26 protein-coding genes are annotated in these 26,080 nt (G+C 64.4%); 17 read left to right on the top strand and 9 right to left on the bottom strand.

Annotated elements, in window-relative coordinates; translation table 11 throughout:
- Nucleotides 1-11: 11 nt before the first annotated feature.
- Both C7I87_RS19970 and pcaQ read right to left on the bottom strand, forming a co-directional pair.
- The gene (locus C7I87_RS19970; RefSeq protein ID WP_149905828.1) at nt 12-1,319 is read right to left on the bottom strand and encodes an ABC transporter substrate-binding protein; all 1,308 of its coding nucleotides are present in this window, start codon (nt 1,317-1,319) and stop codon (nt 12-14) included.
- A gap of 139 nt (nt 1,320-1,458) precedes the next feature.
- Entirely contained in the window at nt 1,459-2,376 is a 918-nt protein-coding gene (pcaQ, locus tag C7I87_RS19965) for a pca operon transcription factor PcaQ (protein WP_149905827.1), read from the bottom strand.
- Nucleotides 2,377-2,469: 93 nt separating this feature from the next.
- Between pcaQ and pcaD the strand changes: the two genes are divergently transcribed.
- The 6 genes from pcaD to pobA are packed head-to-tail and all read left to right on the top strand — an operon-like array spanning nt 2,470 to nt 7,288.
- On the top strand, nt 2,470-3,282 hold the full coding sequence (pcaD, locus tag C7I87_RS19960; protein WP_149905826.1) for a 3-oxoadipate enol-lactonase: 813 nt from the start codon (nt 2,470-2,472) through the stop codon (nt 3,280-3,282).
- Entirely contained in the window at nt 3,275-3,685 is a 411-nt protein-coding gene (gene pcaC / locus C7I87_RS19955) for a 4-carboxymuconolactone decarboxylase (protein ID WP_149905825.1), read from the top strand. The genes pcaD and pcaC overlap by 8 nt, the downstream gene beginning before the upstream one ends.
- Complete coding sequence (gene pcaH, locus C7I87_RS19950; RefSeq protein WP_149905824.1) at nt 3,678-4,430, top strand: protocatechuate 3,4-dioxygenase subunit beta; 753 nt, start codon at nt 3,678-3,680, stop codon at nt 4,428-4,430. The genes pcaC and pcaH overlap by 8 nt, the downstream gene beginning before the upstream one ends.
- Entirely contained in the window at nt 4,430-5,044 is a 615-nt protein-coding gene (pcaG, locus tag C7I87_RS19945) for a protocatechuate 3,4-dioxygenase subunit alpha (RefSeq protein WP_149905823.1), read from the top strand. The genes pcaH and pcaG overlap by 1 nt, the downstream gene beginning before the upstream one ends.
- A 19-nt stretch (nt 5,045-5,063) precedes the next feature.
- Nucleotides 5,064-6,116 (top strand): 3-carboxy-cis,cis-muconate cycloisomerase, encoded by a 1,053-nt coding sequence (locus C7I87_RS19940; protein ID WP_149905822.1) that lies wholly within the window; start codon nt 5,064-5,066, stop codon nt 6,114-6,116.
- Complete coding sequence (pobA, locus tag C7I87_RS19935) at nt 6,116-7,288, top strand: 4-hydroxybenzoate 3-monooxygenase (RefSeq protein ID WP_149905821.1); 1,173 nt, start codon at nt 6,116-6,118, stop codon at nt 7,286-7,288. Before C7I87_RS19940 ends, pobA begins: the two co-directional genes overlap by 1 nt.
- Nucleotides 7,289-7,387: 99 nt before the next feature.
- Here the strand turns inward: pobA and C7I87_RS19930 are convergent, their stop codons facing one another.
- Genes C7I87_RS19930 through C7I87_RS19920 form a run of 3 tightly spaced genes read right to left on the bottom strand, consistent with a single transcriptional unit; the run spans nt 7,388 to nt 10,444 of the window.
- The gene (locus C7I87_RS19930) at nt 7,388-8,251 is read right to left on the bottom strand and encodes a carbohydrate ABC transporter permease (RefSeq protein ID WP_149905820.1); all 864 of its coding nucleotides are present in this window, start codon (nt 8,249-8,251) and stop codon (nt 7,388-7,390) included.
- Nucleotides 8,248-9,138, bottom strand: coding sequence for a carbohydrate ABC transporter permease (locus C7I87_RS19925; RefSeq protein WP_149905819.1), 891 nt, complete (start codon nt 9,136-9,138; stop codon nt 8,248-8,250). Before C7I87_RS19925 ends, C7I87_RS19930 begins: the two co-directional genes overlap by 4 nt.
- 13 nt (nt 9,139-9,151) lie before the next feature.
- Nucleotides 9,152-10,444, bottom strand: a complete 1,293-nt coding sequence (locus tag C7I87_RS19920; RefSeq protein WP_149905818.1) for an ABC transporter substrate-binding protein — start codon at nt 10,442-10,444, stop codon at nt 9,152-9,154.
- A 325-nt stretch (nt 10,445-10,769) separates the two neighbouring features.
- Between C7I87_RS19920 and C7I87_RS19915 the strand changes: the two genes are divergently transcribed.
- Genes C7I87_RS19915 through C7I87_RS19885 form a run of 7 tightly spaced genes read left to right on the top strand, consistent with a single transcriptional unit; the run spans nt 10,770 to nt 17,077 of the window.
- On the top strand, nt 10,770-12,041 hold the full coding sequence (locus C7I87_RS19915; protein ID WP_149905817.1) for an extracellular solute-binding protein: 1,272 nt from the start codon (nt 10,770-10,772) through the stop codon (nt 12,039-12,041).
- Nucleotides 12,042-12,089: 48 nt separating this feature from the next.
- Nucleotides 12,090-13,022, top strand: a complete 933-nt coding sequence (locus C7I87_RS19910) for a carbohydrate ABC transporter permease (protein ID WP_149905816.1) — start codon at nt 12,090-12,092, stop codon at nt 13,020-13,022.
- Entirely contained in the window at nt 13,019-13,870 is an 852-nt protein-coding gene (locus C7I87_RS19905; protein ID WP_149905815.1) for a carbohydrate ABC transporter permease, read from the top strand. Before C7I87_RS19910 ends, C7I87_RS19905 begins: the two co-directional genes overlap by 4 nt.
- Nucleotides 13,867-14,607 carry a PIG-L deacetylase family protein gene (locus C7I87_RS19900; protein ID WP_149905814.1) on the top strand — a complete coding sequence of 247 codons (741 nt, stop codon included), beginning with the start codon at nt 13,867-13,869 and terminating at the stop codon, nt 14,605-14,607. The genes C7I87_RS19905 and C7I87_RS19900 overlap by 4 nt, the downstream gene beginning before the upstream one ends.
- Nucleotides 14,604-15,479 carry an ROK family protein gene (locus C7I87_RS19895; protein ID WP_149905813.1) on the top strand — a complete coding sequence of 292 codons (876 nt, stop codon included), beginning with the start codon at nt 14,604-14,606 and terminating at the stop codon, nt 15,477-15,479. Before C7I87_RS19900 ends, C7I87_RS19895 begins: the two co-directional genes overlap by 4 nt.
- Nucleotides 15,476-16,246, top strand: coding sequence for a GntR family transcriptional regulator (locus C7I87_RS19890; protein WP_135881657.1), 771 nt, complete (start codon nt 15,476-15,478; stop codon nt 16,244-16,246). The genes C7I87_RS19895 and C7I87_RS19890 overlap by 4 nt, the downstream gene beginning before the upstream one ends.
- Before the next feature lie 39 nt (nt 16,247-16,285).
- The gene (locus C7I87_RS19885; protein ID WP_149905812.1) at nt 16,286-17,077 is read left to right on the top strand and encodes a sugar isomerase domain-containing protein; all 792 of its coding nucleotides are present in this window, start codon (nt 16,286-16,288) and stop codon (nt 17,075-17,077) included.
- 101 nt (nt 17,078-17,178) lie between these two features.
- On the opposite strand, the gene C7I87_RS19880 is transcribed toward C7I87_RS19885, so the two are convergent.
- Both C7I87_RS19880 and C7I87_RS19875 read right to left on the bottom strand, forming a co-directional pair.
- On the bottom strand, nt 17,179-18,462 hold the full coding sequence (locus C7I87_RS19880; protein WP_149905811.1) for a D-tagatose-bisphosphate aldolase, class II, non-catalytic subunit: 1,284 nt from the start codon (nt 18,460-18,462) through the stop codon (nt 17,179-17,181).
- Nucleotides 18,459-19,412 carry a sugar kinase gene (locus C7I87_RS19875; protein ID WP_149905810.1) on the bottom strand — a complete coding sequence of 318 codons (954 nt, stop codon included), beginning with the start codon at nt 19,410-19,412 and terminating at the stop codon, nt 18,459-18,461. The genes C7I87_RS19880 and C7I87_RS19875 overlap by 4 nt, the downstream gene beginning before the upstream one ends.
- Before the next feature lie 254 nt (nt 19,413-19,666).
- Here C7I87_RS19875 and C7I87_RS19870 point away from each other — a divergent pair, with 254 nt between their 5' ends.
- The gene (locus C7I87_RS19870) at nt 19,667-20,701 is read left to right on the top strand and encodes a LacI family DNA-binding transcriptional regulator (protein WP_149905809.1); all 1,035 of its coding nucleotides are present in this window, start codon (nt 19,667-19,669) and stop codon (nt 20,699-20,701) included.
- Here the strand turns inward: C7I87_RS19870 and C7I87_RS19865 are convergent.
- Together C7I87_RS19865 and C7I87_RS19860 are read right to left on the bottom strand one after the other, a co-directional pair.
- Nucleotides 20,689-21,633 (bottom strand): alpha/beta hydrolase, encoded by a 945-nt coding sequence (locus C7I87_RS19865; protein WP_149905808.1) that lies wholly within the window; start codon nt 21,631-21,633, stop codon nt 20,689-20,691. The two genes, C7I87_RS19870 and C7I87_RS19865, sit on opposite strands and share 13 nt — an antisense overlap.
- Before the next feature lie 19 nt (nt 21,634-21,652).
- Entirely contained in the window at nt 21,653-22,801 is a 1,149-nt protein-coding gene (locus tag C7I87_RS19860) for a Gfo/Idh/MocA family protein (protein ID WP_149905807.1), read from the bottom strand.
- 167 nt (nt 22,802-22,968) lie between these two features.
- Here C7I87_RS19860 and C7I87_RS19855 point away from each other — a divergent pair, with 167 nt between their 5' ends.
- The 3 genes from C7I87_RS19855 to C7I87_RS19845 are packed head-to-tail and all read left to right on the top strand — an operon-like array spanning nt 22,969 to nt 26,080.
- Nucleotides 22,969-24,312 (top strand): ABC transporter substrate-binding protein, encoded by a 1,344-nt coding sequence (locus tag C7I87_RS19855; RefSeq protein WP_149905806.1) that lies wholly within the window; start codon nt 22,969-22,971, stop codon nt 24,310-24,312.
- A 2-nt stretch (nt 24,313-24,314) separates the two neighbouring features.
- Nucleotides 24,315-25,247 carry a carbohydrate ABC transporter permease gene (locus C7I87_RS19850; protein WP_149905805.1) on the top strand — a complete coding sequence of 311 codons (933 nt, stop codon included), beginning with the start codon at nt 24,315-24,317 and terminating at the stop codon, nt 25,245-25,247.
- Nucleotides 25,244-26,080, top strand: a complete 837-nt coding sequence (locus C7I87_RS19845) for a carbohydrate ABC transporter permease (protein ID WP_149905804.1) — start codon at nt 25,244-25,246, stop codon at nt 26,078-26,080. The genes C7I87_RS19850 and C7I87_RS19845 overlap by 4 nt, the downstream gene beginning before the upstream one ends.

Raw genomic sequence — 26,080 nt, 5'->3', positions numbered from 1 at the left:
TCAGCGGTCCATCAGCCGTTGTAAGGCAGAAGCTTGGCCTCGACCGGAACCTTCGGGTCGGTGGCGTTCTCGGTCACGACATAGTCGAGCGGGAACTTGCTGCCTTCCTTGGCGGCGATCCACTGCGTGCCGATGATCGGGCCGGGCGAGACATTGGCCACGGGTCCGCTGGTGAAGTCGACCTTGCCGATCATCGTCTCGGTCTTGAGCGTGCTCAACGCCTTCGCCACAGCCGCCTTGTCCTTGGCATTGGAACTTGCCTTCAAAGCCTCGAAGCCGGCATCGAGCAGCGACATCGAGGCGCCGAGCTGCTGTGTCCACTGCTTGCCGCTTGCCGCTTCATAGCCATCGGCCAGCTCCGCCCCCGAAACGCCGGTCAGCGGCGACTTGTACGGGAAGGCCTTGTGCCAGTAGGCGGCGCTCGAAATCTTCATGCCGAGGTCGCCGAGCGCCTCGATGTCCGACGGGAACAGGCCGGTCTTGGCGACCTGGCAGATCTTGATTTGCTTGATCAGCCCTTGCTGTGCCGCCTGGCGCCAGAACGCGGCGAAGTCAGGCGGGATGGGGAAGGAGTTGAAAATCTCGACGCCCTCCTGCTTGAACAGCGCGATCTGCGAGGAATAGTCGGTGGTGCCGGTTTCATAGGCGCCGGGATCGACGATGCTGAAACCCTGCTTGGCCAGCAGCGGCGCGAGATGAGCGCGGATAGCGTTGCCGTCGGCGTCGTTGGGATACATGACGCCGACCTTCTTGTTGGTCTCGATCAGGTTCCACTGCGAAACGTAGGCCCTGAAGAATTCGTCGACCCCGAAGCCGAAATGATAAGTCCATTTGAAGGGCGAGGGCGCGCCGGGCTTGGCGCCGCGGCCGAAATACCAGGCTTCCCACGGCATGACCGTCGACAGGCAGGGTACGCCGGCGGCTTCGCAGGCATCGGCCACCGGATTGATCACCTCGGGCGTCGACACCGCCAGCATCAGGTCGATGGCCTGGTTGTTGATCAGGTCCTTGGCGAGCTGGCCCGCGCGGGAGGGATCCGATTGCGTATCCTGATCGAGGATTTCCACACTGTATTTCTTGCCGCCGAGCTCGATGCCGCCGGCCAGCGCCTTGCGGGCGAGGTCAAGCACGTAGCCGTCGGTCTCGCCAAAGCCGCCAAGCGGCCCGGTACGCGGGCTGACGAAGCCGACCTTCAGCGTGTCGGCGGCTTGGGCGAAGGCCCTGTTGCCGCCAAGCGCCAGGGCAGTGCCGCCGGCTATCGAGGTGGCGATGAACTGGCGTCGCGAAATGCCTGGTTTGCTGCCGATAGAATGGGTCATGTGTTCCTCCCTCTGTGGCTCCTCCACTGCCACAGTGCACCAGCGTTTTGGTTCGGTAAAATGATATTTTGTGGCGTTTCATTAACCTCTGGGTTAGCAGATTTTCAATGAGGCGAAGGCCTACAGGACGCTCGGCGTCTCAATTGCCCGGCCTTGCCGCCTCGCGAATGGTTTGCAGCAGGATGGAGAAGGCGGGTGAGGGGGCGGTGTCGGTGCGCATCGTCAGCCCAACCGGCCCCTTGGTTTCCTCGGTGTCGACCGGCAAGGCGACGAAGGCGCCGCTCGCGATCTCGTTGGCGACCACGCCGGCCGAAATGATCCACACCGCATCGCTCTGCCGCATGAAGGCGCGGCCGAACGAATCCGAGACCGTCTCGATTTCGGTGGCCGGCGCGGTCATGCCGTTGGTTATGAACAGGCGATCGACAAAGGGCCGGATGACGGATTCCCGGGTCGGCATCAGCACCGGAAATTCGTCGAGGCTGGCGAAGATGTCGGCCTCCGGCTCCAGCAGCGGATGTCCGGCCCGCACCACGAACAGAACCTGTTCGGAGTAGAGATGTTCGAAGAAGAAGCCGGTCATGTTTTCGGGCGCCGCCAGCCGTCCGACGACGAGATCGAGCGCACCGGTGCGCAATTGCTCAAGCAGCACGGCGTTTTCGCCCGTGACGATCTTGAGCGCGGCGCCGGTATTTTCCCGCAGGAACAGGCTCATGGCCCGCGGCATGACCTTCGCCGACACTGTCGGCAGCGCGCCGATGCGGATCGGATGGCGATTGACGGCGCCGTCCTGGCGAACGGAATCGACGCCGCGCTTCAGAGCCGTGATCGCCGAACCGGCATGGCTGAGGAAGATCTCGCCAAGCCTTGTGACGCGAATGCCACGCCCGTCGCGCTCGACGACGGCGACACCGAGCGCTTCTTCCAGTTCACGCAGCGTCTTGGTCACCGCCGGTGCGCTGACATGCAGAAAGTCGGCGGCGCGAGCCACGCTGCCCTGCCGCGCGACTTCCAGGAATGCCTGCAGGTGACGGAACCGGATGCGGCTCTCGGACATGGATTTGATAACCCCTGAGTTAATGAAACGGCGCAAAATATCATTTTACCGAACCAAATGCCTTGTGCAATGTGGAGATGGAGGATTGAACTCGTGCCATTCGTCACCCTTGGCGGCATCACGCTGCATCACCGATATGTCGAGGCAAACGGCGCGATGCCACCGGTGGTGTTCATCAATTCGCTCGGCACCGACTACCGCATCTGGGACGAGGTCGTTGCGCTTCTGGGCGGCGAGATGCCTCTGCTCGCCTATGACAAGCGTGGTCACGGCCTTTCCGACAATGGCAGCGGCGTGCGCTCCATTGACGACCATGCCAACGATTTGAGCGCCCTCATCGACCATTTCGGTTTCGACAGGGTTGTTCTGGTCGGCCTGTCGGTCGGCGGCATGGTCGCACAACGCCTCTATGCCCGCCGGCCCGAGGTCGTCGAGGCTCTGGTCCTGAGCGACACGGCCCACAAGATCGGCACTGCCGAGAGCTGGAACGGCCGCATTGCCACCGTAGAGCGCGACGGGATCGAGGCGATCGCCGATGGCGTGATGAAAGTGTGGTTCACGCCGGATTTCCATACCGCGCGCGCAGCCGACCTTGCCGGCTGCCGCAATATGCTGACCAGACAGGCGCTGCCCGGCTATATCGGAACCTGCATTGCGGTCCGCGATGCCGACTTCACCGAGGCCGCGCGCCGCATCGCAGTGCCGACGCTGTGCATCGCCGGCGACCAGGATGGCTCGACGCCTCCCGACCTCGTCCGCTCGCTGGCCGCTCTGATCCCCGGCGCGCGTTTCGAGATCGTCCGCGACGCCGGGCATATTCCTTGCATCGAACAACCTGAAGCGCTGGTCGCCCTGATCCGCGATTTCATCGCATCGCTTGCCCCAGGAGCTGAAACCCATGGATGAAGTCCCCGGCAACGCAGCCAGATACCGCGCCGGCCTTGCGGTGCGGCGGTCCGTGCTCGGCGATCGCCATGTCGACCGGGCTGAAGTTGCCGCCACCGACTTCGATCAGCCGTTTCAGGAGCTGATCACCGAAGCCGCCTGGGGAACGGTGTGGGCGCGGCCGGGTTTTTCGAAACGCGAGCGCTCGATCGTCACGCTGGCGCTGCTGGCCGCACTCGGCCATGATGAGGAGGTCGCCTTGCATGTGCGCGCCACCGCCAACACCGGTGCGACGCGCGAAGATATCTGCGAAGCGTTCCTGCATGTCGCGATCTATGCCGGGGTGCCGGCGGCCAACCGTGCTTTCAGAATAGCCAAGGAGGTGTTTTCGGAAATGGACGGAGGCGAGGCTGCCCATGGCTGAGCCCGGCTCCAACCGGACGCCGGAAACCGGCGCCTTCTTCCAGCGCGACCGCCAATGGCATCCGCCGGCGTTCACGCCGGGCTACAAGAGTTCGGTGCTGCGTTCTCCGCAGAAGGCATTGCTGTCATTCGACAACACGCTGTCGGAACTGACCGGCCCGGTGTTTGGCCATGCCATGATCGGTGAACGCGACAACGACCTGATCCACAATTTCGCCAAGCCAGGCGAGAGCGCCATCGGCGAGCGCATCATCGTCCATGGACGGGTGCTCGACGAGCGCGGCGTTGGCGTTCCCGGTGCGCTGCTCGAATTCTGGCAGGCCAATGCCGGCGGCCGCTATCGCCACAAGAAGGATGGCTATCTGGCGCCGTTGGATCCGAATTTCGGCGGATGCGGCCGCACCCTCACCGGCGAGGACGGCGCCTATGCCTTTCGCACTGTCAGGCCCGGTCCTTACCCTTGGCCGAATGGCCCGAACGATTGGCGGCCGGCGCATATTCACTTTTCGCTCTTCGGCCACGGCTTCGCGCAGCGGCTGATCACGCAGATGTATTTCGAGGGCGATCCGCTGATCTGGCGCTGTCCGATCGTCGGCGGCATTCGCGACAAGGCGGCCGTTGAAGCGCTGATTGCCGCGCTCGACATGCAGTCGACCATCCCGATGGACGCGCTTGCCTACAAATTCGACATCGTGCTGCGCGGGCGCCGCTCGACGCTGTTCGAGAACAGGCCGGAGGGCAATTGATGGCGCAGCCGCTCGACCGGCCGAAGGAGAGCCCTTCGCAGACCGCCGGACCCTATGTCCATATCGGGCTGACGCCGAATTTCTGCGGCATCGGCGGTGTCTATGAAAACGATCTTGGCTCGGCCATGGTCAATGAGCGGACCAAGGGCGAGCGCATCGAGTTGCGCATTCGCGTCCTCGACGGCACCGGCACACCGCTGAAGGATGCGCTGATCGAGATCTGGCAGGCGGATGCCGACGGGCTATACAATTCGCCGGCCGAATTGCGCGGGACGGCAGATCCGAATTTCCACGGCTGGGGCCGCTGCCCTACCGACATGGAAACCGGCCTTTGCATATTCGAGACCATTAAACCCGGCCGTGTGCCGTTCCGTGACGGCCGCCTGATGGCGCCGCACATCACGCTCTGGATCGTCGCGCGCGGCATCAATCTCGGTCTGCATACGAGGCTCTACTTCTCCGACGAGGAAAAGGCGAATGCCGAAGATCCGATCCTGGCTCGCATCGAGCACCGCGTCCGCGTGCCGACGCTGATCGCCGAGCGCGAGGGCAACGCCTACGTCTTCGACGTCCATCTCCAGGGGGAGAAGGAAACGGTCTTCTTCGACAGCTGATGGACGCAAGGAGCAGGACATGACCGTATCGCCCTTCGACCATCCGCTGCTTTCCGGCCTGCTCGGCGACGAGGAAGCGGCGCGGCATTTTTCGGTGGAAGCCGACATTGCCGCGATGCTGGCATTCGAACGTGCGCTGGCCGAGGCCGAGGCCGATTGCGGTTTGATCCCCGGAGAGACCGCGGCGGCAATCGTCAAGGCGCTTGCCTCGTTCCGGCCTGACACCGGTAAGCTGCGCGCCGGCGTCACCAAGGACGGCGTCGTGGTGCCGGAACTGGTGCGCCAGATCAAACTGGCCGTCGGCGAACCGCATGGCGGTTCGGTCCATTTCGGCGCGACCAGCCAGGACGTCATCGACACCGGCCTCGTGCTTCGGCTGAAATCCGTCGTCGAGCACCTCGGTCTGCTGCTGACCGAGACCATCATAAGGCTCGTCTCATTGGAGGAGCGCTTTGGGGGTAGGGCACTGACCGGGGTGACGCGTATGCAGGCGGCGATCCCGATCACGGCAGCGGATCGCGTGACAGCGTGGCGGGCGCCCCTGCAGCGGCACCAGGAGAGGCTGTCGCAACAGTCGGGGCGCCTGCTCGTCGTGCAATTCGGCGGCGCCGCCGGCACGCTGGAAAAGCTTGGTGACAAGGGGCCGGCGGTGCGTGCGGGCCTTGCCGCCAGGCTCGGCCTCGGCGATGCGCCGCAATGGCAGACCCAGCGCGATACACTCGCCGACTTCGCCGGCCTGATGTCGCTGATGACGGGAAGTCTCGGCAAGTTCGGCCAGGACATTGCGCTGCTGGCGCAGGGTGGAAACGACATCGAGCTGTCGGGCGGTGGCGGCTCGTCGGCCATGCCGCACAAACAGAACCCGGTGAAGGCCGAAGCGCTGGTGGCGCTTGCGCGTTTCAACACCACGCAGCTTTCCGGCATGCATCAGGCGCTGGTGCATGAACAGGAGCGCTCGGGCGCGGCCTGGACGCTGGAATGGCTGCTGCTGCCACAGATGCTCGTCGCCACCGCCGCGTCCTTGCGCCTTGCTGCCGAACTGATCGCGCAGATCGAAAGACTTGGCCACTGATGCGCACCCAGGTTCTGATTGTTGGCTCGGGACCGTCCGGCCTGCTGCTCGGGCAGCTTCTGGCCGGCATCGGTGTCGAGACGGTTATCCTCGAGCGCTCGAGCCGCGAGCACGTGCTTGGCCGCGTGCGTGCCGGTGTGTTGGAGCAAGGTACCGTCGAATTGCTGGAAGAGGCCGGCGCTGCTGCAAGGCTGCATGCCGAAGGCTTGTCCCATTCCGGCATCTCGCTCGCCTTCGATGGTCGGCTGCACCGTATCGATCTCACGGCGCTGACCGGCGGCAAGCATGTCACCGTCTATGGGCAGACCGAGGTGACGCATGATCTGATGGGCAGGCGCGAAGCGATGGGGCTCGTCACCATCTATGAGGTAGCCGATGTCGCGCTGCACGATTTCGACGGCGAGGCGCCGTTCGTTACCTATGCGAGGGAAGGCGTCACGCACCGCATCGACTGCGACTTCATCGCCGGCTGTGATGGCTATCACGGCGTCAGCCGCAAATCCGTGCCGGAGCGCGCGCTGAAAACCTTCGAGCGGCAATATCCGTTCGGCTGGCTTGGCGTGCTGGCCGAAGTGCCGCCGGCCGATCATGAACTGGTCTACGCCAACCATGAGCGGGGCTTTGCGCTGTGCTCGATGCGCTCGACGCATCGCAGCCGCTACTACGTCCAATGTCCGCAGGACGATCGCGTCGAGGCATGGTCCGACGACCGATTCTGGGACGAATTGCGACGCCGCTTGCCGGAGCGGACGGCAGCAAGCGTTACCACCGGGCCGTCCTTCGAAAAGTCGATCGCGCCGCTGCGCTCCTTCGTCGCCGAGCCAATGCGCTTCGGCCGACTGTTCCTGGTCGGCGACGCCGCCCATATCGTGCCGCCAACCGGCGCCAAGGGCCTCAATCTCGCCGCCAGCGATGTACGCTACCTCTTTGCCAGTTTGCGCGACTTCTACATGGAGAAGTCCCAGGGTGGCATCGAGGCCTATTCCGGCAAGGCGCTGGCGCGGGTGTGGAAGGCGGTGCGCTTTTCCTGGTGGATGACGACGATGCTGCACCGCTTTCCCGACACGGGCGACTTCGGCCAGCGCATCCAGGAAGCGGAACTCGATTACCTCGTTCACTCGCGCGCGGCGTCGACAGCGTTGGCGGAAAACTATGTCGGCCTGCCTTATTAGAGCCTGTTCCATCCCGATGGATCGGGATGGGGCTCTATCTCTGTTTGAGCATGATCTTTATCCGAAAACCGGTATCCACTTTTCGGGATCATGCTTTGGCTATCCCTTGATCGCCGAGCCGACGATGGAATCGACGAAGAAGCGCTGCAGGAAGACGAACAGGATGAGCGGCGGCAGCACGGCCAGCGTCGCGCCGGCCATCACCAGTCCGGTGTTGACCGCGCCCCTGTTGTAGCTCAACAGCCGGCTCAAGCTGATGACGATCGGATAGGCGTCGGCATTGCCCTGCAGCACCGTCAGTGGCCACAGATAGCTGTTCCAGTGATAGACGAAGGCAAACAGCGCAAGTGCGGCGATCGCAGGCGCCACGCTCGGCGCCACGATCTTGAACAGGATCAGCAGTTCCGAGGCGCCGTCCATGCGCGCGGCATCGATCAGGTCGTCGGGCACCCCGGCGATGAACTGGCGCATCAGGAAGATGCCGAAGGCATTGGCGAGGTTGGGCACGATGATGCCGGCGAGGCTGGCATTGAGGCCGATCGAGCCGACGAGACGATAGAGCGGGATCAGCGTCACGATCGGCGGCAGGAACATGGTCGCGATCAGCACCGAAAACAAAAGCGAGCGGCCCGGGAAGTGGTATTTGGCGAAGGCGTAGCCGGCCATCATGCTGGTGACCAGCACGCCGGCCGTGGTGATCGAGGCGATCACCAGCGAATTCCACATCGAGCGGCCGACATTGACCACACCCGAAACCTTTTCATAGGCCTCGATGCTCGGCGTATGCGGGATCCAGACCGGAGGCACCTGCATGCTCTCGGCCGGCGTCTTCAGGCTCGACAGCACCATCCACACCAGCGGGAAGGCGGATGCGACGGCGGCCAGCAGTATCAGCGTCGCCAGCAGCGCCTTGCGGCCGGAGGCGCGCCTGCGCGCAAGCCAGCTCGACGATCCCGCGCTCATTCCTGGTCCTTCCGGTTGGCGAGTGCGAAGAGCGCGCAGACAACGACGATCAGTGACAGCATCAGCATGACAGCCATGGCCGAGCCCAGCCCGCCCTGCGCGCGTTCGATGCCGACGCGGTGAATGTGATAGGTCAAGACATTGGTCGAGCCGACCGGCCCACCCTGCGTGATCAACGCCACCGGCTCGAACACTTGTACCGCGTTGATGATGGCGATGACGGCACTGAACAAAAGCGTCCGCCGCATCAGCGGCAAGGTGATGAAGCGGAACTGCTCGAATCGGTTGGCGCCGTCGAGCTTCGCCGCCTCGTAGAGGCTGCCCGGAATCTGCGTCAGGCCGGCGATCGCCAGCACGGTGAAATAGCCGACCTGCTGCCAGACGTTGAGGAAGACGATCGAGATCAGCGCCGAGCGCGGCGACGACAAGAAGGGCTGCGGTCCGACGCCGATCAGGCCGAGCATCTGGTTGAGCGGCCCTTCGCTCGGCGAATAGAGTTTCGACCAGACCAGCGCCACCGCGATCATCGGCACCATATAGGTGGAGAACAGCACCGTCCTCAGCGCCGTGCCGCCGGCGACATCGTGCTGGTAAACCATCAGGCCGAAGGCCACCGACAGCGGCAGGATCAGGGCGACGGACAGTGCGGTATAGATCGCGGTGTTTGTCAGCGCGCCCGTGAAGTCGCGCCCGACGGAGGTCGGCCCGAAGATCTCGCGGAAATTGTCGAGGCCGATGAAGCTGGCGCTGGAAAACGATGTCTGCGTCGACCAGTCCTGGAAAGACAGCCAGACGGTAAGCAGCATTGGCAACAGAATGAAGATGCCGATCAGCGTCACGGCGGGCGCAAGCATGATGCCCGCCGAGGCACGGTACCTCTGGATCATTACGGTCTGATCATTATTTGGCGGCGCGTTCCAGGATCGAGGTGGCGTCGGCCTGCGCCGTCGCCTGCGCATCCTTGGCCGAGACCTGGCCATACTGCAACGCCTCGATCGTCTGCTGTAGGGATTCCGAGAATTCCTGTCCGCCGGGCACCACCGGGAAGGGCTTTGCGTCGGCGAGCACGCTGACATAGCCGGACAGGAATTCCGAGCCGAGCTTGTCCTTGTGCGCGTCGATGTCGGAGGTGCGCGACGGCAGGATGCCCATCGACATCAAGATGTCGGACATGGCCGAAGCGCCGTTCTTGCCCGACTTCGGATTGTTGAGCCAGGCCAGGAAATCCCATGCCGCCTTCTGCTCGGCCTGGCCCGCATTGGCGTTGACCACGGTCATCCAGGAATAGGAGATCGAATGCGGCTTGTCGCCGCTCGAGCCGACCGGAATGGGCGCCGTGGCGATGTCGGTGAACTTGTCGCCCATGCCCGTCTTCAGCGCGCTCTCCCACCAGTTGGCCATGATGATCATGCCGGTCTTGCCGGAGACGAAATTGTCGAGGAACGGGCCGGTGGTGTTGGCGTCTGCCGTCGCCATGGCCGGCACGCTGGCGCCGGACTTGATGAGGTCTTCATAAAGCTGGAACGTCTCGCCGGCCTGCTTGCTGTCCAGCACCGGCTTGCCGTCCTTGACCAGCTCGCCGCCATTGGAAACCAGCAGTGACGCGAACGGATGGACGACGCCCGCCGCCCAGGAATTGATCATGCCAAAACCCTGCTGGCCGGCATTCTTGTTGGTCAATTTCCGCGCCGCGTCCTTGAACTCGTCCCAGGTCTTTGGCGGAGCGGCGATGCCGGCCTGCTTGAACAGCGCCTTGTTGTAGTTGAGCGCGTAGACGTCGATTTCGTTAGGGACGCCGTAGAGCTTGCCCTCGACCGATGCGGCGCTGACGACGCCTGCCGGCCAGGCGCCCTTGACCTCGCTCGCCACCGCGTCGGGGGCGGGCGCGACGAGCTTGTCGCGGGCGAGTTCCGGCAGCCAGAGATCGTAGATGCCACCGATCGTCGGACCGTCCGCACCGCCGCCTTGGGAGCGAAGCGTGGTCAGGAGATCGCCGAAGGGCACGGCGCGCACTGTGACGCTGACGTCCGGATTGGTCTTGGCGTAATCCTTGGCCGCCGCTTCCAGCAGCGCCACCGTCTCGGGCGACCAGTGCGTCAGATAGGAGATGTTGACCGACTGCGCCCAGCCGCTGGCTGGCAGGATGGCAAAACCCGCGGCCAGTGCCAGTTTCGACGTCCAGGCAAACGACATCCTCATCCTCCACTTGAGCATAGCGATCACGGTGACGTTATGACAACATGAAGCGATCGCGCAAGGCCCGTTTGCGAAAAAGCTGCATGCAGGACTGGCAGGGATTTTTTCTGCGGCTCCAGAGTGAGCGATTTAACTAATTAAAAACAACATATTCGAGGGATTCATTGAATCAGATCACTCGACGTCACCGCTCTGGAGAGAAAATGACACCTCTTGCGAACAACGCTATGTCATTATAATGACTTCGGCTGAGCGAATGACTCTCGCGCGGCATCGAAGTGTCGCGGGACGCCAAGGACAGAGAAAAACGGGAGAACTGGCAATGAGCATGCTTTCAATTCACCGGCGCGCCGCGCTTGGGCTGATCGGCGGCCTTGCGGCCGCCTGCGCGGGCATCTTCACGACCCTGCCCGCCAGAGCCGACAGCACGGTGACGCTGTGGAGCTGGCGCACCGAGGACGAGGCCGCGATGCGCCGCATCTTCGACGCCTTCGAGGCCAAGAACCCCGGCATCAAGGTCAACATCCAGTTCACCCCGGATGCCGACTACCAGAACCGGCTGAGCACAGCACTGCGCGGCGGCCGCGGACCCGACATCGCCCAGCTCAAGGCCTATGGCGAGTTGCAGCCCTTCGTCGATGCCGGCTATCTCGACGTGCTCGACGACAGCGTGCCGGAATTGAAGAACATGCCGGACGCCGCCCTTGGCGGCGCGCGCGGCCGCACCGACGGCAAGGTCTATGGCGTCCCTTATTCGGTGCCGATGATGGGCGTGTTCTACAACCAGGATATCTTTGTCACGCAAGGCATCGAGATCCCCAAGACCTACAAGGATTTCATCGCCGCCTGCGAGAAGCTGAAGGCGGCCGGCATCACCCCGATCGCAACCGGCGGCGCCAATGGCTCCGCCTGGGAGCTGGAGATCGGCGTCGGCGTCATCGGCCCGACCGTCTATGGCCCCGGCTTCTACGACGAGATGATGACCGGCAAGGCGACCTTCGAGGACCCCCGCTATGTCGCGGCACTGAAACGCTTCGCCGAGCTGAAGCCCTATTTCCCCGACGGCTTCGCCGGCATCGACTACACCACGGCCACGCAGCAGTTCATCGGCGGCAAGGCGGCGATGTTCCTCGGCGGGTCCTTTGAGAACGGCAGTTTCAAGGCGCAGAACCCGAAGCTGAAATTCTCCATCTTCCCATTCCCAGCCGATGATGCCGGGACAAAGCTCTATACCTCGGCCTTCTCGGACGGCTCCTATGGTCTCGTCTCCGAGAGTCAAAACAAAGAGGCCGCCACCAAGGTGCTGGGCTTCATGGCCTCGGCCGAATTCGCCCAGCTGTTCGCCGACGAGCTCGGCTGGCCTCCGGCCCGCACCGATGTGACGGTGAAGGACCCTGTGCTGGCGCAGATGATGGAAATGTCGAAGAACTCGACACCCTATCTGACGCTGGTCGGCTTTCGCTGGCAGTCGCCGACGGCCTCCTCGGTCTTGCAGTCGGAGATCATCGACATGGTCGAAGGCAACATCGCGCCGGAGAAGCTGGCCGCCGATATGCAGGCCGCCGTCGCCACCTGGTTCAAGCCGAAGCAGTGAGGAGCCGGGCCGGTCGCATCGCGGCCGGCCTCTCGCCGGACAGTACGCATGGCCAACCTTCACCGCACAAGCAGCCTGAAACGCACGCAGCAGCGCATGGCCGTGCTTTTCATCCTGCCGGCGCTGGCCGTCTATGCGCTCTTCGTCCTCTATCCCCTGGCGATGTCGCTGTGGGGCAGCTTCTTCATCTGGAAGGGGCTTCGCATGGTCGAGTTCGCCGGTCTGTCGAATTTCTCGCGGCTGTTCGTCTTCCCCAGTGGCACGCGGCTCTACGGCGCGCTCTGGCACAACACTGCCTGGTTCTTCGGCATCATGGTCTTCCAGAACGGTATCGGCCTGCTGTTCGCCTGGCTGCTGTTCCTGCGCGACAGGGGCGCGGCCTTCTTCCAGTCGGTGTTTTTCTTTCCGGCTGTGCTCAGCCCCGTCATCGTCGGTGCGCTGTGGCGCCTGCTCCTGGCGCCGGGCGGCGTCGTCGAATGGGCTCTGAACGGGCTCGGCCTGCATGAGGGCAGCCTGACCGTGCTCGGCAACAGCCACACGGCGCTCGGAATGCTGATCGCCGTCGACGCCTGGAACTGGATGGGCTTGCCGGTGCTGATCTACACGGCCGGCCTGCGGCAGATTTCCGGCCAGATCTTCGAGGCGGCGAAGCTCGACGGCGCCGGCAATGCGCGCATGCTGTTTTCGATCGCGCTGCCGCTTTTGATGCCGGCGCTGGGCACACTGACGACGCTGTCGTTCATCAACACCTTCAACCAGTTCGACATCGTCTATGTCGTGCAGGGCGTGCAGGGCAATCCGAGCTACGCGACCGACACGCTGGTAACCTATTTCTACCGCCTGGCCTTCGGCGCCGAGGGCGCTGTCGGTATCACGGATATCGGTCTGGCGCTGGCCTTGGGCACTATGCTGTTCCTGATCCTCAGCATCGGCACCCTGCTGATGCTGCGCTTCTTCGATCGCCGCACGGTGCAGCTATGAACGCGCTGGCGATCCCGAACAGGACCTTCTCGCCAAGATTGGAGCGGCTGCCCGGCTGGACGGTGCTGATCCTCTGGGCAGCGGCGGTTCTGCTGCCGCTCTACATCCTCGTCATCTCCTGCTTCAAGACGACTGCGGAGATCTATGACAATCGGCTCGGCCTGCCGCTGAGCTGGGCCTTCGACAATTTCGTCCGGGCGTGGACGCGCGCCGATCTCGGCCACAATTTCATCAACAGTCTGATTGTCACCGGCGGCGCGGTCATTCTCACCATCGTCGTCTCGGCGATGGCCGCCTATCCGCTCAGCCGCTACAGGCTCGGCTGGAACGCCATCATGCTCGGCCTGTTCCTGTCGGGCATCATGCTGCCGATCAGGCTGGCTTCGGTCGAACTATTCACCTTGATGCGCAATCTCGGCCTGCTCGATTCGCTGACCGGGCTGATCCTCGTCTATTCGGCGATCCGCATTCCCTTCGCCGTCTTCATCTTCGCCAACTTCATGCGCGTGCTGCCTTCCGAACTCGACGAGGCGGCGCGCATGGACGGCGCTGGCGAGGTCCGCATCCTGTTCCAGATCATCCTGCCGATGGTGAAGCCGGCGGTGTCGATCGTCGCCATCTTCACCGCGATTGCCGTGTGGAACGACTTCTTCTTCCCGCTGATCTTCATCTTCGACGACCGCTACAAGACGGTGCCGCTGGCGATCAGCGTTTTCGTCGGCCAGTTCCGCACTGACTGGGGCCTGGTCTTCGCCTCGCTGGCGATCTCCATGGCACCCATCCTGATCATGTATTGTCTGCTCGCCCGCCAGATTCGCGAAGGCGTCGGCGCTGGGGGCATGAAATGATCGAGGACAGGATCTACGCCGCAAGCTCCATCCTGGTCGTCGGCGCGCACGCCTTCGATGCCGAGGTGATCGCTGGGCCGCTGGCCGCCGCCGCCGTCAAGCGCGGCGCTTCGGTGACCCTCCTGCACCTGACCATGGGCGAGCAGGGGCATCCCTGCCTCATCCCCGCGCATTATTGCGTGCAGAAGGAAGAGGAAGCGGGCAGGGCGGCTGAGCGGCTTGGTGTCAAGGTGCGCAACCTCGGCCTGCGCGACGCCTTCCTGCCGTCGGATGACGAGACGGCGCTCGAGGTATGCGACGTCATTCGTGAACTCAAACCCGAGATCGTCATCACCCATTGGCACGGCAGCTGGCACAAGGACCATCGCGCCGCCGCGCACCTGACGCAGACCGGCATCTTCTACGCCGCCCTGCCGACCGTTGCCAGCGACCACGCGGCGTACACGCCGCAACTGCTCCTGTTCGGCGAGAACTGGGAGGATGATGACGGTTTTCGGCCCGAGCATCTCGTCGATGTCAGCGACGGCTTCGAGGCCTGGAGCGAGGCGGTCAAGGAATACGAGCTGGCGCGGGGCCTGAGCAGCTTTCCCTATGTCGATTACTACAGCGCGCTCTACCGGCTGCGCGGCTGCCTGCGCGGTACGCGTTACGCGCAAGCCTTCGCGGCGGCGTCGCATTCGTGGAATGCCGGCAGCGGCCTGTTCGCGCCACCGTTCGGCAAGGGGCCCGACCGATGACGAGGGTTCTGGCCATCGATCTCGGCGGCACCAATCTGCGCGCCGCCGTCTTCACCGGCGACATCGGCGCGCTGGACATGCCGAGCCGCGAGCCGGCGCCGGCAAGCCTTGATGCGTTCGTCGCCCGCATCCAGGCGCTGCGCGCTGGGGCCGGGGCGGTCGAGGCGCTCGGCATCGCGCTGCCCGGGCTCGTCGAAGGTGCCGTCTGCCGCTGGATCCCGAACCTGCCGTTTCTCGACGGCGTCGACATCCAGGCCTTGTTTCCAGGCCTGCCTGTGGCGCTTGGTAACGACGCTCAGATCGCGCTGCTGGCGGAAGCCCTCGAGGGTGCGGCCAAAGGCATGTCGGATGCGATCCTGCTCGCCATCGGCACCGGCATCGGCTCGGCGGTGCTGGCCAACGGCCGTATCGTTGCCGGCGCGCATGGCGGCGCCTGCTCGTTCGGCTGGGCCTGCGCCGACATCGAGGATCATGGCGAGGAGCGCAGTGGCTGGCTGGAGCGCGTCGCCTCGGGCCGGGCGCTCGATGCGCTTGCCGGCCAGATTGGCCTCCCCGATGGCCGCCGGCTGATCGCCGCCGCCCAGGCGGGCGAACTCGCCGCGCAGACCTTGCTGGAAGTGCCGGCGCGGCGGCTCGGCACAGCGCTTGCCGGGGCCGTGGCACTTCTCGATCCGCAGGCGGTTCTGATTTCGGGAGGACTGGCCGAGGCGCTGGAGGTGATGCGGCCGCCGCTGCTTGCCGCGCTGCGGCGCCAGCTGCCGGCGCATCTGCGCGGCATCGAGGTCCGGTCCGGCCGGTTCGGTCCGGGCGCCGGTCTTGTCGGCGCGGCGCTGGCGGGTCGCGCCGGGAAAGAGTGGAGACAGGTGCGATGAGCGAAGCGAGCTTTCAGCAGCCGGACCGCCGACGGCCGGAGCCGCTCTGGTATCAGGTCGAGGAGGCGATCCGCGCCATCGTCAAGAGTGGCGAATGGGCGACCGGCGACCAGATCCCAGCGGAAGACCGGCTATGCGCCCTGTTCGGTGTCAGCCGTATCACGCTGCGCCACGCTCTGCGCAATCTGGAGGAAGGCGGGCTGCTGCGGCGCGAGCATGGCCGCGGCACCTTCGTGCGCTCGACCACGCTGGTCGCCGGCACGCGCGAACTGACCAGCTTCACCCAGGAGATGGGCAATATGGGCGTGGTCGCCGGCTCGCGCCTGCTCGATTGCAGCCTGACGACGGCCAATGCCGCGGCGGCCGGCGCGCTGGAGATCGAGGAAGGCGATCCGGTGGTGCGCATCCGGCGTCTCAGGTTGGGCAACAACGAGCCGATCGGCATCCAGACGGCGCAGCTTTCGGCGGCGCGCGTGCCGGGGTTCCTCGACGCCGGCTTGCTGCAGGGTTCACTCTACGAAGCACTCGAGCGTCACTACGGCATCGTGCCGGTGGCCGCGCGGGAAAACTACCGCGTCGGTGCCGTTGGCGCTGCGGACGCCGACCTGCTCGACCTGCCCGCCGGCAGCCCCGCCTTCATCGTCGAACGCATCACCACCGACGAGCGCGGCCCGTTCGAATTCACCGTCTCCATCATGCGCGGCGACCGCTACGAAATCCGCTCGACGCTGCGCGCCGGGCGCGTCCCGTCGAATCCGCGAAGCTGATCCACCCTCCCAAGCAGACACTTAAACAGGAGCACCCACGTGTCCGATCTCTACATCCACCGTCTCGCCGCTCTCATAGACAAGGCAGCGAAAACCAACGAAGAGGCCTTTGGCGAGGCCGCCAGCCGCTTCGCCGACTCGCTGGAAGGCGGCGGTCTGGTCCATCTCTACGGTTCGGGCCATTCGGTGCTGCCGGTGCAGGAAGTGTTCCCGCGCTACGGCAGCTATGTCGGCTTCAATCCGCTGACCGACCCGCGCGTGATGTGGCACAACGTGCTCGGCGCCGGCGGCGTGCGCGAGCTTCTGTGGCTGGAGCGGACTGAAAAGTACGCCGAGAAGTTCCTGGATCACCAGCCGCTCAACAAGGGCGATTCCATCATCATCTTCGGCCATAGCGGCCGCAACTCGTCGGGTATCGACACCGCGCTCTACGCGAAAAAACGCGGCATCTTCGTCGTCGCGGTGACCAGCAAGAACAATCTCGACAAGCCTGCCACGCACTCCTCCGGCAAGCGGCTGGCGGATGCGGCCGATCTCGTTATCGACACCTGCTCGCCGATCGAGGACGCCATCGTACCGGTCGATGGCTGGAGCCGTCCGGTGTCCGGTTCGTCGACGGTGCTCGCGATGATCCTGGCGCATGAGCTGATCGCCCGCACCGCCGAGCAGCTCGCCAAGCGCGGCATCGAACTGCCGGTCTTCGCCTCGCCGACGATCGCGGGCGTGACGCTGCACGACACCGACGTCATCTACGGCGTCTACCGCGAACGCATGCTGGAAGCGCAGAAGAAGCACCTGCCGACTTTCCAGGCAACGATGCGCGGCGAGTGATATCAGGGGTCGGGAGGCGCTGCGGTGCGACGCCTCCCGCTCATGAATTTGCCGCAGATGAAGGTTGCTGCCGACGGCACTGGCCGATCGTAGTCGGCGGATCAGCCGGTTGCCTCAGCGTAGATGTCGAGAACATCCGTCATACCGGCGATCAGGAGTTCCCTGGCTTTTGGCGCGACGGATCCGCTCGCCACCGCCCTGTCGAGACGGCCGAGATACTGGCTGATCAGGGGCGAGGGGATGTCGCGCTCGCCCAGCGCCTGCATCAGCGCGTTCACGGCCTGCTGCGCCGGCTGCGCGGGCCAGTAGTAGCGGATGCGGTCGCTGTAGGAGAAATGCCGCTCGATCCGCTGCTCGGCCTCGCTGCCATGATAGTAGTTCTTCCAATTGCCGGGCGCCGCCAGCATCACGCGCTCCATCGCCGCCGGCAGGTTTTCGCGCGCCGGGTCAGGAACCAGAATGTCGGCGATGTGACTCAGGCCATAGAGCGCTTCGCGCAGCGCGAAGGTCAGCCAGGGTCCGACTTTCAGGATGGCGAAGCCATCGTCGACAAGTGCCGTCAGAGCTTCGACCGGCTGGTAGTCGGTCGAGTGAGCCTCGAATACGAATTGCGGCAGGTCTCGCAGTGTGCCGGCGAGCGCCCGAGCGCATTCCGGCCGGTAGGCGATCACCTCGGCATTGCCGAATTCGACGCCCGGTTGCACCACGACGCCGATCGCCCGCGAGAAGGCCTGGTCGAGGCCGCGCCGGCTGAAGGCATCGCGGTGAATGCGCACCGTCTCGCCCGCGGCCTCCGGTGTCGTCACCGCCAGATGGTCCATCGCTTCCAAGGCGCCGCCCGGCACCGGCACTTCCGTGCCGATGACATAGACGGGCCTGGTGCCGCCAGTTCGTTCAACCGCGGCCTCCGCCACCTCGGCCAGTTCGGCGGCGCGCGCCGCGATCGTGGCGTCGGGCGGTGCCGCGCCTTCGCCGGCGCAGCCCATGCTGGCGTCCAGATGGATCTTGGTGAAGCCGGCCTCGGCATAGGCATCGACCATGCGCGCGGCCTTTTCCATCGCCTCGGGCGCCGGCAGGTGCTTCCAGGGATTAGGGCCGAGATGATCGCCGCCGAGCACCAACCTGTCCAGGGGAAAGCCGACCTTGCCGGCGATCGTCTCGACGAAGCGGCGGAAATCACCTGGCGTCATGCCGGTATAGCCGCTTTCGTGGTTGACCTGGTTGCAGGTGGCCTCGATCAGCACATCGGCGCCGCGCGCTTTGCCGTGGCGCAACGCCGCTTCGATGACCAGCGGATGGGCCGAGCAGATCGAGGCGATGCCGGCCCGTTCGCCAGCCGCGCGGCGCTTTGCAATGGCGGCAAGCCTGTCGGTCGCCTGGCTCATGCCGGTGCTCCGGTCCTGACGGTGGCGATGAACGCCTCGACAGCGTCGAGCGAGGCGATGCCTTCCATGGGCCCCTTCTTCGTCACCGCCAGCGCGCCGCAGCCATTGGCGATCTCGAGCGCTCTCTTGGGTACTTCTCCACGCAGCCAGAAGGAGACGAAGGCTGCCGCAAAACAGTCTCCGGCGCCGGTGGGGTCGATTTCCTCGACGACGAAGCCGGGTGAAGCGGTGCGCCCTGAGCGGTCGTAGTGAACGGCGCCCTGCGCACCTTTCTTCACGACCACGGCCGAGATGCCGCGGTCCAGCATTTCGCGCGCCGCGCTCTCCTCGTCGGTTGCCTCGGCGAAGGTGAAGAGTTCCGGCCCGCTCGGCAGGAACACATCGGTCTTCGAGAGTACAAAGTGCAAGGCGTCGCGCATGCCTGGCAGGTCGAGCATCTCCTTGCGGATGTTGGGGTCGAAGGAGACCGTGCCGCCGCGCGTCTTGACGGCTTCGATCCCGTTGCGGGCAACCTCGATCACCTCGGGCGAGAACAGCGATGTGCCCATAATGTGAAAATGGTCGGCGCCAGCCAGCAGCGCCCGCGCTTCCGTGCCGATCTCGATCAGCCCGGCGGCACTCTGCTTGATATTGTAGACGAAGTGCCGGCTGCCATCGGTCTCATAGGTGACGAAGGCGGTTCCGGTCGCAGCGCCCCGATGGACCTTGATGGCCGAGATGTCGGCGCCGTCAACCCGCAGCCGTTCGATGTTCAAATGGCCGAAATCGTCGTCGCCTACCGCCGCGATCAGCCCCGCCGGCTGGCCGAGCCGCGCCGCCTGGTCGATGAAGATGGCGGGAGCGCCTGATGGAAACGGGCCGACCAGCGGGCCGGGAGCGCGAAAACTCTGGCCGATCCGCTCGGCCATGATCTCGACCAGGATCTCGCCGGCGCAAACCAGTTTCTTCATGTCCTCACCATCCGCCGGACGGTCGGCGCCGGTTGCCGGGCACCTTTCCTGTCCGTGTGACGCAAAACCTAGATTGTCATTTTCAGAGCGTCAATAAATAATTTGACGTGCGCAATGCTTTTGCGTTGTACTGGAAACGTGGAAATTTGACTGAATAAGTTCGGTCAAGCAATGCTGCCTCACCGCGACGGCCGCAGGACTGATTCTGGCCGGAGCGCGAAGGCGGCACTGAGGATAAGGGACCTGGAATATCGATGGCGGAGAAGACCCACCGCACGATGGATGATTTCGCCAGGGCCTCCGGCGTGTCGCGGCCAACCCTGTCGAAGTTTTTCGACGACCCGGCCAGCGTGAAGCCGGCGACACGGGCGCGCATCGAGGCGGCGCTTCGTTCCTCGGACTATCAGCCGAACGTTTTCGCCCGCAATCTCAACCGCAAGCGCACCCGCAATGTCGGCATCGTCGTGCCGGCGATCACCGATCCCTTCTATGCCGAGATGGTCAGCCGCATCGAGTTCCGCTGCCGCGACGAAGGGTTTTGGCCGATCGTCATTTCCTCGCACGGTTCGCCGAAGCTCGAGGCGGAATCGGTCAGGACGCTGATGTCGCTGAAGGTCGCCGGCGCCATCGTTGCGCCCTTGGGATTGGTTTCCGAACCCGGCGTCTTCGAGCGGATGAGCGAGGACATTCCGATCGTCTATTTCGACACCTACATCGAAGGCGACACGCCGTTCGTCGGCAATGATAATCACCAGAGCACCTCGACGATCGTCGATTATCTCTGCCGGTCGGGCGAACCGCCGGTCTATGTCGACATTCCGCACGTCAACCACAATTCGGGCGAACGCCTGCAGAGCTATATCGACACGATGCAGGCCGTCGGCCTGGAGCCGATCGTTCTCAAGTCGGCGGGCGACTACAACTGGGATTTCGAGCGCATCGGCCACGAATGGATGGACAGGACGCTGGACAAAGGCGGCCTGCCGGCCCGCACGCTGCTTTGCGCCAATGACCGTCTCGCCTTCGGCGTCATGTCGGCCGCCTTTTCGCGCGGGCTGAAGATCGGTCGCCGCGCCGATTGCGATTTTCGCGTCGCCGCTCATGACGATCATCCGCTGAGCCGCTACACCTGTCCCGCGCTGACCACCATGGCGCAGGATTTCGCCGCAATGGCCGGCCGCAGCGTCGAGATCCTGCTGGCCTTGCTGGACGAGGCTGACCCGCCCGGCCAGGATCTGGCGCGCCACGTCAAGCTTGGCGCGACCCTGGTGATGCGTCAGTCGGCCTGAGCACGCGTCTCGAGGCGGAGCCACGCCGCCGCTTCGCTCACCGCTTGCCGCGCCGCCAGTATATGGCGGCCCATGGAAACGAAGCCGTGGATCTGACCCGGCCAGTGCCGCAACACCAGCGGCACGCCTTCGGCCCGCAGGCGCTCGGCATAGGCCGTGCCTTCGTCGGCAAGGATGTCGTGGCCGGCGATCACGACGAAGGCCGGCGGTGCGCCGGCAAGGCTGGAGGCCAGCAGCGGTGAGACGCGCCAGTCCGCGATGTCATCGAGCCTTTGCACATAGTGGTCGCGGAACCAGGCCATGGTGGCGGCGGTGAGCCCGAAGCCGTCGCCGAAACGCCGGTAGCTGTCCGTCGTCTGGCGGGCATCGGTGTTGGGATAGATCAGGATCTGGGCGGCAAGCGGCGGCGCCAGCCCGTCGCGGGCAAGCAACGCCAGCACGGCGGCAAGGTTGCCGCCGGCACTGTCGCCGGCGACGGCAATGCGGGTCGGGCCGATGCCGAGTTCTCCAGCGGCCATGAAGCGCAGCGCTGCCGCGCAATCCTCGAGCCCGGCGGGAAACTTGTGCTCGGGCGCCAGCCGGTAGTCGGGACACACGACGACGGCGTTGCCGAGATTGGCTAGCCAGCGGCAGATATCGTCATGCGAATCGAGATTGCCGATCACCCAGCCGCCACCATGTAGATAGAGCACGGCGCGTGCCCCGGTCCGCGGCGCGCCGATACCGCGATGGATGCGGACCGTGACCGGGCCGTTCGGCCCGTCGACCTGCCGTTGCTCGGTTGCCGCGACCGGCTCGCGGTCGCCCTGCTGGGTCGGGAACGAAGCGATATAAGCGGTCCGCGCGGCCGCCACGCTGCCATTCTCGAACGGTTCGCCGCCGGCGGCACGGCCGATTTCGAGGGCACGCTGTGCATCCGGATCGAGTGTCATCGTCATCTCCGCCGCGGGGTCAGGCGAGCAGGCCGCGCGCCTCGTCTTCGCCGAGCAGGGCCGGCTGGACGACGTCACCGGCAATGGCGACCGAGCTTTTCGTCTCGCCCGACCGCAGGATCGCTTCCATGATCTCCAGCACATGCAGCGCCAGATTGCCGGACGCGCGCGGCGCCGCGCCTGTCTTCAGCGAGCGTGCGAGATCGGCGACCCCGAGCATGCGGTAATTGGCGCGGTCGGGCGCTGCGTAAGGCCAGTTGCGGGCGCCGTAGAGTTCGCCTTCGCTGGCGAAATCCTTCCAGTCCGCGCCGCGTTCAGACAGCGAGACGGTGCCGCCGAACGTGTCCGGGTCGGGCAGGCGCAGCGAGCCTTCCGTGCCGTGCAGTTCGATCGGATGGTTGGAATGTCTGAAGACATCCCATGAGGCGCCGAAGGTGACGGTGGCGCCGGAGCGGAATTCGAGCAGCGACAGCACATTGGTCGGGGTGCCGACCTTGAATTTGGTGTTCTTGAACGGCCCTTCGGCCGATATCAACCGTTCCTCCTGGCCCTTCGTCGCCATCGCCATGACGCGCGCGACCGGACCGAGCAGGTTGACCAGCATGGTCAGGTAATAGGGCCCCATGTCGAACACCGGGCCGCCGCCAGGCTGGTAGTAGAATTGCGGGTTGGGATGCCAGTGTTCCATGCCGCGTCCCATCATGAAGGCGGTGCCGCTGACCGGGCGGCCGATCGCGCCCTCATCCATCAGACGGCGCGCCCGGCGACCGGCCGCACCAAGGAAGGTGTCGGGAGCCGAGCCGAGCAGCACGCCGCGCTTGGCCGCCTCCGCCACCAGCCGGCGCCCGTGGGTGGCCGACGTCGCCAGGGGCTTTTCGGTGAAGACATGCTTTCCCGCCGACAAGGCTGAAATCGAAATGTCGAAATGCGCCGCCGGAATGGTCAGGTTGAGGACGAGGTCGATCTCGGGATCGGCCAGCAGCGCATCGACGCCAAGGGCACGGATGCCATATTCCTTGGCTCGCAGCGCCGCCATTTCCGCCGAGATGTCGGCGCAGGCACGAAGCTCGACCCCGCCAAACAGCGCGGCGTTGCGCAGATAGGTCATCGATATGTTGCCGCATCCGATGACGCCGATGCCGAGTTTGGCCTGTGAGCTTGCCTGCATTTCCTGTTGTACCTCCCAATACGGTCACGGGTCTGCCCGTCGCGACGATGCCGACGGTTTTCGAAATCGCTATACAACATTTTAAATATTGACGCGCGTAAAATTTTTATAGAACATGCGGAAATGCTGGCGCGACATCGGGAGGCTGCCAGCCCTAGGAGGAGAAAATGACAGACATGAAAAAACGGCCGACCGCCGACGCCAAGCCTGTGGGTCATGTGACGATCGCTGATCGCCGGCAATTTCTCATCGGTTCCGCCGGCCTACTCGGCGCGGCGGCGCTCGGGGCGGGGACGTCCCTCGGCATGGGCCGCGCCCGCGCCCAGTCGCGTGCCGAAATCAGCTTCGCCAGCGCCGCCTTCTTCGGCAAGGAGACGTTCGGAGACCTGATCAAGGCATTCAATGAATCGCAGGACCGCGTCCTGGTCAAGAACATCGAACTGCCGCCACCGAGTTCCTCGACCGAGGTCTACCAGGGGCTTGTACAGCAGCTCGCCCGCCGCAACGGCACACCCGACGTGTTCAGCCAGGACGTGATCTGGATCGCCGGCTTTGCCGCCGCCGGATGGGCTCTTCCGCTCGACGAGTATTTCCCTGCCGACAAACGCAGTGCCTACTTCACCGGCACCCTCGACGCCTGTACCTATGGCGGCAAGCTCACGGCCCTTCCCTGGTTCATGGATTCGGGCATGTTCTATTACCGCAAGGATGTGCTGGAAAAGCATGGCAAGGTGCCGGAAACCTGGGCCGACATGGCGACCATCGCCGCCGCCGCGCAAAAGGCCGGCGATATCGATTTCGGCTATCTCTGGCAGGGCAAGCAGGCCGAGGTCCTGGTCTGCGACGCGGTCGAGATCATCACGTCCAACAATGGCGCCATCTTGGCGCCCGACGGCAAGTCGTCGCTGATCAACCAGAAGGGCGCGGTCGAAGCCATCCAGTTCCTGCACGACACCATCGCAACCACCAAGATCAGCCCGCAGGATGTGCTGTCCTGGGATGAAGAGCCGTCGCGTCAGCCCTTCACCTCGGGCAAGGCGATGTTCATGCGCAACTGGTCCTATGTCTATCCGATCGCGCAGGACGCCAAGGCCTCGCAGGTCGTCGACAAGGTCGGCGTAGCACCCCTGCCGTCCTTCCCGGGCGGCAAGAGCTCGGCCTGCCTCGGCGGCTACCAGCTCGGCGTCAATGCCAACTCCAAGCAGCGGGAAGCCGCGATCGAACTCCTGACCTGGTTGTCGTCGACCGAGACCCAGCACCGGATCGCGCTGAACTTCGGTTTGGCACCAACACGCCCGGCGCTGTTCCAGGACGAGCAGATCAAGAAGGAACAACCCTTCATGGCGAGCCTGGAGAACGTGTTTACCGGCGCCACGGCGCGGCCCAAGACGCCGCAATATGCCAAGGTGACGCTCGCCTTGCAGTCCGGCATCTCCAAGGCGCTGGTTTCTGGCAACGTCCAGGCGGAGATGGACGCGCTCGCCGACCAGATCACCAAGATCGTCGCCTGAGCATGACCGCGGCCGCCACTCTTCCTGGCGCTGGCCGGCCGCGGCGGCTTGGCAGGGCGCTCCCCAGCGCCTTCTGGGCCCTCATCCTGCTGACGCCGGCCTTCGTGTCGCTGGCGTCGGTTTCCTTCTATCCGATCGTCAACGGGCTCTATCTCTCGCTCACCAACACCTCGCTGATCACACAGGATCAGGATTTCACCGGCTTTGCCAATTATGTGCAGCTCTGGGGCGACCCGCAGTTCTGGAACGCCTGGTGGCACACGCTATGGTTCACCACTGCCTCGACGGTCCTGGAGACGGTGATCGGGCTCGGCATGGCGCTCATCCTGTGCGAAGCCTTCAAGGGCCGCGGGCTCGTCCGCGCCGCCATGCTGGTGCCGTGGGCGATGCCCACCGTCGTCACTTCAAAGATGTTCGGCTGGCTGTTCGACGGCCAGAACGGCATCATCAACTACATCCTCCTTCATGCCGGGCTGATCGACCAGAACATCAACTGGTACGGCTCCACCAGCACGGCCATGATCACCATCATCATCGCCGATGTCTGGAAGACGACGCCGTTCATGGCGCTGTTGCTTTTGACCGGCCTGCAGACCGTGCCCAATTCGCTGATCGAGGCGGCGCGCATGGATGGCGCCAAGGGCTGGATCACTTTCTGGCATATCCGCCTGCCCTTGCTGATGCCGACCTTGCTGATCGCCGGCCTGTTCCGCGCGCTCGACGCCTTCCGCGTCTTCGACCTCGTCTATGTGCTGACCGGCGGCGGTCCGGCCGACTCGACCGAAACGCTGTCGACGCTGTCCTACAAGGTGCTGTTTTCGACGCTGCAGTTCGGCTACGGCTCGGCTGTGTCGACGGCGATGTTCATCACCGAAGGCATCATCGCGCTGGTCTTTGTCGTCTACCTCATCCGCCAGATCAGGAGGGCGCAATGAACGAGACGCGTTCGCCGCTGCAGACAGTCGCCATCTATGCCGGTGCCTTGCTGATCCTCGTCTGGTCGGGCGGTCCCTTCATCTGGCAGTTTTCGACCTCGTTCCAGCTCGACAAGATGCTGACGTCGGGCTCGCCGTCGCTGATCCCGCATCCCTTCACGCTGGAGCACTATTACAACGCCTTTTTCGAGAAGCAGCTTCATCGCTATGTCTGGAACTCGCTGGTGGTTTCGCTGGCGACGACCTTTCTATGTCTGTTCGTTGGTTCGCTCGCCGCCTTCGCCCTGTCGCGCCTCAACGTCAAAGGCCGCTTCGGCATCCTGATGGTCATCCTGTCGGTGTCGATGTTCCCGCAGATCGCGCTCGTCGGACCGCTCTATCTGGTCGCCACCAACCTCGGCCTGCTCGACACCTACACGGCGCTGATCATCACCTATCTGGCGCTTGGCCTGCCGCTGGTGACCTGGGTGTTGTTCGGCTATTTCGAGACATTGCCGCGCGAGATCGACGAGGCCGCGCGCATGGACGGCGTCAGCGTCCCTGGCCTGCTCTGGCGCATCATCTTGCCAATGTCGCTGCCGAGCTTGGTGACGACAGGCCTGCTTGCCTTCATCACCGCGTGGAACGAGTTTCTGTTCGCGCTCGCCTTCACCTCCAACATCGACCGGCAGACCATTCCGGTCGGCATCGCCAATTTCACCAACCTCTATTATGTCCCCTGGGGCGACATCGCCGCGGCTTCCGCCGTGGTGACCGTGCCCCTGATCCTTCTGGTGCTGTTCTTCCAGCGGCACATCATCGAGGGATTGACCCAGGGTGGCGTCAAGGAATGA

This window comes from Mesorhizobium sp. SARCC-RB16n (genome assembly GCF_008520305.1).
Lineage (GTDB): Bacteria > Pseudomonadota > Alphaproteobacteria > Rhizobiales > Rhizobiaceae > Mesorhizobium.
This window is presented reverse-complemented; position numbering and strand designations above follow the sequence as displayed.